The organism is Desulfosarcina sp. (assembly GCF_041551955.1).
Taxonomy (GTDB): domain Bacteria; phylum Desulfobacterota; class Desulfobacteria; order Desulfobacterales; family Desulfosarcinaceae; genus Desulfosarcina.
In genome coordinates this window covers 1-7,729 of record NZ_JBFELV010000235.1, presented here as the reverse complement: position 1 = coordinate 7,729, position 7,729 = coordinate 1, and the positions used below count along the sequence as shown (strand labels likewise).

General features: G+C 59.1%; 8 protein-coding genes and 1 riboswitch. All 8 genes read left to right on the top strand.

Annotated features, from left to right (window positions below; genetic code table 11):
* The coding region (locus tag ABYV26_RS16310; RefSeq protein WP_372682416.1) for a GGDEF domain-containing protein at positions 1-516 on the top strand (516 nt) is incomplete at its 5' end.
* Positions 517-716: 200 nt separating this feature from the next.
* Entirely contained in the window at positions 717-1,580 is an 864-nt protein-coding gene (locus ABYV26_RS16305; protein ID WP_372682415.1) for a GGDEF domain-containing protein, read from the top strand.
* Positions 1,581-1,732: 152 nt separating this feature from the next.
* Positions 1,733-3,004, top strand: a complete 1,272-nt coding sequence (gene murA, locus ABYV26_RS16300) for a UDP-N-acetylglucosamine 1-carboxyvinyltransferase (RefSeq protein ID WP_372682414.1) — start codon at positions 1,733-1,735, stop codon at positions 3,002-3,004.
* 75 nt (positions 3,005-3,079) lie between these two features.
* A riboswitch (TPP riboswitch) is annotated at positions 3,080-3,186 on the top strand.
* 73 nt (positions 3,187-3,259) lie between these two features.
* Positions 3,260-3,505 (top strand): sulfur carrier protein ThiS, encoded by a 246-nt coding sequence (gene thiS, locus ABYV26_RS16295; protein ID WP_372682413.1) that lies wholly within the window; start codon positions 3,260-3,262, stop codon positions 3,503-3,505.
* A 4-nt stretch (positions 3,506-3,509) separates the two neighbouring features.
* Entirely contained in the window at positions 3,510-4,301 is a 792-nt protein-coding gene (locus tag ABYV26_RS16290; RefSeq protein ID WP_372682412.1) for a thiazole synthase, read from the top strand.
* A complete protein-coding gene (gene thiH / locus ABYV26_RS16285; RefSeq protein ID WP_372682411.1) occupies positions 4,288-5,421 on the top strand; it encodes a 2-iminoacetate synthase ThiH in 1,134 nt (377 codons plus the stop codon). Before ABYV26_RS16290 ends, thiH begins: the two co-directional genes overlap by 14 nt.
* Before the next feature lie 41 nt (positions 5,422-5,462).
* Positions 5,463-6,131, top strand: a complete 669-nt coding sequence (gene thiF, locus ABYV26_RS16280; protein WP_372682410.1) for a sulfur carrier protein ThiS adenylyltransferase ThiF — start codon at positions 5,463-5,465, stop codon at positions 6,129-6,131.
* 155 nt (positions 6,132-6,286) lie between these two features.
* Entirely contained in the window at positions 6,287-7,591 is a 1,305-nt protein-coding gene (gene thiC, locus ABYV26_RS16275; protein ID WP_372682409.1) for a phosphomethylpyrimidine synthase ThiC, read from the top strand.
* The last annotated feature ends 138 nt before the right edge of the window (positions 7,592-7,729 follow it).

The window sequence follows — 7,729 nt, the reverse complement described above, 5'->3', positions numbered from 1 at the left end:
CGATTTCGGGATCAGGCCTTGCGGGATGGGTTGACCGGTCTTTACAACCAACGCTACCTTTACCAGTCGCTCGCCGTATGGATTGACAGCGCAAAAAACGCGGACACCCCGATTTCTGTGATATTCATGGACTTGGACCATTTCAAGACGATTGTCGACACCCATGGCCATCTCAATGGCAGCCGCGCTATCCAGAAAGTGGCGGGCACCATCGGCAATTGCCTTGAGGAGCCGGCTTTTGCCGTGGCCTACGCCGGGGACGAGTTTGTGGTCGTCTTGCCGGGGATGGATCAGCCCCAGGCGCTGCAAAAAGCGTCCGAGATCCGCGCCAGCGTGAAAAATACGGTCTATGTTCTGGATCAGGGCATCGAGGTCCGACTGCGGGCCAGTTTTGGCATAGCGACCTTTCCCAACCATGCCGAGGATTTGAATGGTTTGATTGCCGCAGCTGACCAGGCCCTCTTCACCATCAAGGAAGCCGGCAAAGACGCCGTGGGCCAGTATCAAAACCGATAAAGGGTCAGCGTCTGGCCAGTTACGGGAAGATCACCGCGGGGGCCTCCATTCGTGGATGACCCTATCGTTGAAGAGATCATTGCCGTCAGCGATGTGGTGGTGCCAATGCGCTAAAAGCATTGCGGTTATTTCTCGTGCCAGGATGCTAAGCCGATGTGGGGTGACCCGCCGTAAATACGTTGGGATGAACGGACAATTGCATGCTTTCATTTTTTGCTAATACCTTGGTGCTGGCAGGCGCCGTGATACTTATCGGTGCGCTGGTTAGCGTGACAAGGCTAATCGGTCAATTGCCACAGGGGTCTTCCCGCAAGAGCTGGTATACGATGACAGCCTTGATCGCCATCTTTGTCATTGGCTACGTGTTTTACATCGCCGCCTTTTGGAAGGCACAGACCAACCCGTTGGATATGATTGTTCCGGTCATCTTCTTTTTCGGGGCTTGCTTCGTGTGGCTTTCAGCTACCTTGTCATTGAACACGGCGTCAAATATCATGCGAATCAGCCTCTTGGAGCATGAGTCGTTGACCGATTCCCTGACAGGATTGTTCAATCGCCGCTACATGGATCAGCGCTTGGTTGAAGAAGTTGCGGCTGCACGCAGATATGATCGGCCACTCGCCGTTTTATTGCTCGATTTAGATCACTTCAAACACATCAACGACCAATACGGGCACCCGACAGGCGATCAAGTGCTCATTGCTGTCGGCGCACTGGTCGCCACCCAACTTCGGGGTTCAGACGTACTGGCTCGCTACGGAGGTGAGGAGTTCATCGTTATCGCTCCAAATACACCTCTTGAAAGCGCAATGGGGCTAGCTGAACGGTTGCGGGCCTGCATCGAATCCCATCAATTTGATGCAGGCCCGAGCCAGGCTGCGAAGCCTGGCGTGCGCCTGACGGTAAGCATTGGAGTCGCCTGTTTTAGCGATCGGATTGATAGTCTCGAGCGGCTGCTGAAAATCGCTGATCGCAACCTTTACCAAGCCAAAGATAACGGCCGCAACCAAATTGTCGCCGACCCACGAGGCATTCCGGCTAAATTAGGAATGCGCCAAACGTGATGCCGGCCACCCCATACATCGACCGGACATCCTTATCCTTCCGATCCTCGAGGCTTCACAAAATCAGTTGCCGGGGGCATGCTTTTGTGCCTATTTAGGGCCCGGGACGACGATCCAACCACAACATGCTAAACCTTAGCGAGGACAATCAAATGAGCGGTCAGGCCTATATCGAAATCGAAGGGGGCAAGCCTCTATCCGGCAGTGTGTGTGTGCAGGGATCCAAGAATGCGATTCTGCCCATGCTGGCCGCATCCCTGCTGCCTGATAAGGGATGCAGCGTGATCCGCAATGTGCCGCCGTTGAACGACATCCTCGTGGCCTTCGAACTCATGCGCCATGTGGGCGCCACGGTGGACTATTTTGCCAACGAGAAAGTGGTCTGTGTGGACGCCACCCACCTGACCCGGTCGGACCTTCCCGAATCGCTCACCTGCCGCCTGCGGGCATCCGTGCTCTTCATCCCGCCGCTGCTCAAACGGCTGGGTGAAGTCAGGCTGCCCAGTGTCGGCGGCTGTCCGTTGGGGGCCCGAAACCTGAACTACCACTACCGGGGATTCGCCCGATTGGGGGCGCGAATCGACAGCGGCAATGACTTCGTCATCAGTGGCGAAGCTTTTAAGGGCAGCACGATGTATCTTGATTTTCCCAGCCACACCGGCACGGAAAACCTGATGATGGCGGCCAGCTTTTCAAAGGGGGTGTCCATCATCGAAAACGCCGCCTCCGATCCCGAAATCTACGATTTCGCCAATTTCCTGATCAAGATGGGCGGCAGGATTCACGGCCTGGGCACCCGGACCCTGACCGTTGAAGGGGTGTCGGCCTTGACGCCCATCGACCACTACGCCATGAACGACCGGCTGGATGCGGGCTTGTTTATGATGGCCGCCGGGATTGCCGGCGGAAAAATTTCCATTATCGGCGTGGCACCGGGTGACTTACGGATTCTCATCGAAAAAATGATGCAGATGGGCATCGACATCGGCATCAACGGGCATGTGCTGGACGTGTCGTCACCGGGCAGAGGTCTGAAGCCGGTCAATGTGCTCACCTGCCCCTATCCCGGATTCGCCACGGACTTTCAGCCGGCCATCATGGCCCTCTCCTGCGTGGCCGACGGGCAAAGCTACATCCGGGAGCGCATATTCGACAAACGCTTCAGCCAGGTAGCCGAACTGAAAAAACTGGGGGCGTCCATCGACCTGGATGAAGAGGACGGCCTGGCCATCGTCAACGGCCCCACCACCTTCAAGGGCGCGGACACCAACCCGGACAACATCCGGGCGGCCTCGTGCATTCTGCTGGCTGGGCTGGCCTGCCCGGAAAAGACCATCATCCGCAACGTCTACCAGATCGGTCGAGGGCATTTCGACATCGAAAACCGGTTCCAGCAGATCGGCGCCAGTGTGGTCATCAAATAGATAGCGGGTGTTTCGCCGTATTTCACCTTAGATCACTTGACTTTGCCAACCACACCCTTTATTGTCCAACCATAATCTGAACGCTGGGGGTGCCCCGAATGGGGGGCTGAGATGGCGCATGGCGCCGACCCTTCGAACCTGATGCAGATAATACTGCCGTAGGGAAGCACGACAAGAAAACACGATTGCGAATCTTTTTGTCAGGCTTGCCCCTTTGGGCAAGCCTTTTTTTATTGGGCCGGTGGTGATTTGCTTTTGAACAACGGCGCAAGCCCTGACAACCGCAGTTCGGAGACGACCATGGACATCCAGCTCAATGGACAAAAGACACCGGTGCCGGCAGGCATCACCATCGGCGACCTGATCCGTGAAAAGGACCTGGACCCGGCCAAGGTGGTGGTGGAGCACAACCTGAAGATTATCACCACAGCCGAATTGAACCAGATCACCCTGAAGCAAAACGATACCCTCGAAATCCTCAGATTCGTGGGCGGAGGATGAAGTCATGAAGCCAAATCATTCCACGGATGCCCTGACCATTGGCGGGCATGCGTTTGACTCGCGACTGATCGTCGGCACCGGAAAGTATCCTGCAGATGACATGATCCCGAAAATCATTGCGGCCTCGGGATCTCGAATCATCACCGTGGCCCTGCGTCGGGTGGATTTTACGGCAACCACCGACAACGTGATGCGACACATCCCGGAACACATGCAGCTGCTGCCCAACACCTCGGGTGCACGCACTGCCGAAGAGGCCGTGCGCATCGCCAGGCTGGCCCGGGCCACCGGCTGCGGCAACTGGGTCAAGATCGAGGTCATCCCGGACAACCGACATCTATTACCTGACGGCCACGAAACCGTCCGGGCCACCGAAATCCTGGTAAAGGAGGGCTTCGTGGTGCTGCCTTACATCAACGCGGACCCCATCGTCGCCCGCCAACTGGAGACTGCGGGCGCCGCCGCCGTGATGCCGTTAGGCGCACCCATCGGCACCAACCGGGGGCTCACCACCCGGGAGATGCTGCAGATCATCATCGATGAAATCACCGTCCCCGTGGTGGTGGATGCGGGCATCGGCAAACCCTCACAGGCCTGCGAAGCCATGGAGATGGGCGCCGACGCATGCCTGGTGAACACGGCCATTGCCAGCGCCGCCGATCCGGTGGCCATGGCCGGCGCCTTTGCCGCGGCCATAAGGGCCGGCAGGGATGCCTGGCACGCCGGATTGGGTGCCATTCGGACAACCGCGGCGGCATCTTCCCCGTTGACCGGTTTTCTCTATGAGCAGGAATAAAGCGCAACCCATGGACTTTTACGACAGCGATGCCGCCTATGGCGGCGGCGAATTCTCCAGCCAGGTTCAATCGGTAACCGACGGTGATGTTCGACGGGCGCTGGGCAAGCACACGCTCTCCCCCGGTGATTATTTGTGCCTGCTGTCACCGGCGGCCGCGCCGCATCTGGAACGCATGGCCCAAAAGTCCCACGCCCTGACGATCGCCCAATTCGGCCGCACCATGGTGCTGTATACGCCGCTGTACCTGTCCAACTTCTGCACCAACCATTGTCTGTACTGCGGTTTCAGCCGGAACAACCGCATCGTCCGCCGACAGTTGACCCTGGACGAAGTGGAGACCGAAGCCCGGGCTATCGCAGCGAGCGGACTCAAGCACGTCCTGATTCTCACCGGCGACGCGCCGGGGATCGCCAGCGTGGATTACATCGCCAGTTGCTGCAAGGTGCTCGGCCGCTATTTCCCGGCCATCGGCATGGAGATCTATGCCTTGTCGCAGGCCGACTACGCACGCTTGATCGCGGCCGGGGTCGACAGCCTGACCCTTTACCAGGAAACATACAACGAAGCGCTCTACCGCCGGTTGCACCCCAAAGGCCCCAAACGGGACTTCCGCTTCCGCCTGGATGCACCGGCGCGCGCCTGCCGGGCAGGCATGCGGGCAGTCAATGTGGGGGCGCTGCTGGGTCTGGACGACTGGCGCCGGGACGCCTTCTTTACCGGCCTGCACGCCTGCTACCTCCAGGGCCGCTACCCGCAGACGGAGATCAGCGTTTCCCTGCCCCGTATGCGACCCCACGTGGGCGGTTACCAACCCGGATGCACCGTCGAAGACCGCCATATCGTCCAGGCGATGACCGCCCTGCGCCTGTTCATGCCCCGCGTGGGCATCACCATCTCCACACGGGAAAGTGCCCGGTTCCGGGACCGGCTCCTGCCCCTGGGTGTGACCCGTATGTCTGCCGGTTCATGCACGGCCGTCGGCGGCAGAACCGACAAGGCGGACAGCATCGGCCAGTTCGACATATCCGACGAACGCTCCGCACCGGAAATGGTGGACATGCTTCGCCGGGCTGGCTGGCAGCCGGTGTTCAAGGATTGGCAACACATAGGTGGGTAGACGCAGAACCATCTGAAAAGAGGAACATCGTTTAAGCGACCATGGCGGCAAACCCATTTCTCAAGGGCCTGCAGGCCCATTTTACAGATGAACAGATCCGGCGCCTGGGATCGGGGTGTGTGGGCATCGCCGGCGCCGGCGGTTTGGGCTCGAACGCTGCCGCCCATCTGGTGCGGTCCGGCATCCGTCGGCTGGTGGTCGCCGACTTCGACCATGTTGCCCCGTCCAACTTGAACCGCCAGTATTACTTCATCGACCAGGTTGGCATGAAAAAGGTGACCGCACTCGAGGCCAACCTCAAGCGGATCAACCCGGACCTTGACGTGCATGCATTGGATTTACGCCTGAGTGCCGGCAATGTCGGCAAGGTGTTCCGACACTGCCACATGATCGTAGAGGCCCTGGATCGCGCCCAGGACAAGAAGATGATGGCCGAGGCCTTCTTGGCCGATTCCCGTCTGCTGGTGAGCGCATCGGGCATCGGCGGCTGGGGCCGCAGCGATCGGATCCGCACCCGGCGCGTGCGTGACGGTTTTTATCTTGTCGGTGACGGGTGCTCGGAAGTATCCGATACCATGCCGCCCACCTCAGCCGTCGTCGGCATTGCCGCCGCCAAGCAAGCCGACGTGGTGGTGGAAAGAATTCTAAATGAAAGGGTTCGAGGATTCGAGGGGTCGAGGATTCAAGCGAGCGGACCGGCAACTCGATGAGACGAACCATTTGACAAAAATCGCACCACTGAAATTGAGGACAATCATAAGAAATTTGAAAGACCTCGTGAATTGAGCACGACATACACGAACCAACCATGCACCTGACCCCTTGGATCTTCGAATCCTTGAACCCTATCAAATGAGGCATTCCCATGACCTACACCACCCAGATGGACGCCGCCCGCCAGGGCATCGTCACGTCCCAGATGAACATCGTTGCCCGAAAAGAGAAGATGGCACCCGAAACGCTGCGGGAGTCGATCGCCGCCGGGAAGGTGATCATCCCGGCCAACAGGAACCACACCAACCTGGACCCGGAAGGCGTCGGCCAGGGGCTTCGCACCAAGATCAACGTCAACCTGGGCATTTCCAAAGACTGCTGCGATGTCGATCTGGAAATGGACAAAGTCCGGCTGGCCCTGGCGCTGAAAGCCGAAGCTATCATGGATCTGAGCTGCTACGGCAAGACCCGGGAATTCCGTCGCCGGCTGGTGGAGACGTCACCGGCCATGATCGGCACCGTTCCCATCTATGATGCCGTGGGCTTTTATGACAAGAACCTCAAGGATCTCACGGTGGACGAAATTTTCGATGTGGTCGAGCGCCACTGCGAGGACGGGGTGGACTTTCTGACCATCCATGCCGGGCTCAACCGCAGTGCCGCGGAAAAAATAAAGCGCCGGGAGCGCATCACCAACATCGTCTCGCGGGGCGGATCCCTCATGTTCACCTGGATGCAGCTCAACGACCGGGAAAACCCCTTTTACGAATACTACGACCGACTGCTGGAGGTCTGCCAGGCGCACGACGTCAGCCTGAGCCTCGGAGACGGCTGCCGGCCGGGATGCCTGCACGATTCCACCGATGCCAGCCAGGTGGAGGAACTGATCACGTTGGGAGAGTTGACCAAACTGGCCTGGGAGAAGAACGTTCAGGTGATGATCGAAGGGCCGGGCCACATGGCGTTGAACGAAATCGCCGGCAACATGATGCTGGAAAAACGCTTGTGCCACGGCGCGCCGTTTTACGTGCTGGGGCCCATCGTCACCGACGTGGCGCCCGGCTACGACCACATCACCAGCGCCATCGGCGGCGCCGTGGCCGCGGCCAGTGGCGCCGATTTCCTCTGCTACGTCACTCCGGCCGAGCATTTACGCCTGCCCGATCTGGATGACATGAAAGAGGGTATCATCGCCGCCCGCATCGCGGCCCACGCCGCCGACATCGCCAAGGGCATCCCCGGTGCCAGAGGTTGGGACGATGCCATGGGCCGGGCACGGGCGGACCTGGACTGGAAACGGATGCTGGGTCTGGCCATGGATCCTGAAAAGGCCACCCGATACCGGGACAGCTCGCCACCCGAGCACGAGGACAGCTGTACCATGTGCGGAAAGATGTGTGCCGTGCGCAACATGAACCGGGTGCTGGAGGGGAAGGATATTCAGTTAAACGATTAAACAAACAGTTCCGTGCTGATATACCGCTCGCCCGTACTGGGCAAAATGGTGACGATGCGCTTGCCGGCATTTTCCGCCCGCGACGCCACCTGGATGGCCGCCCATACCGCCGCGCCGGAGGAGATGCCGCACAAGATG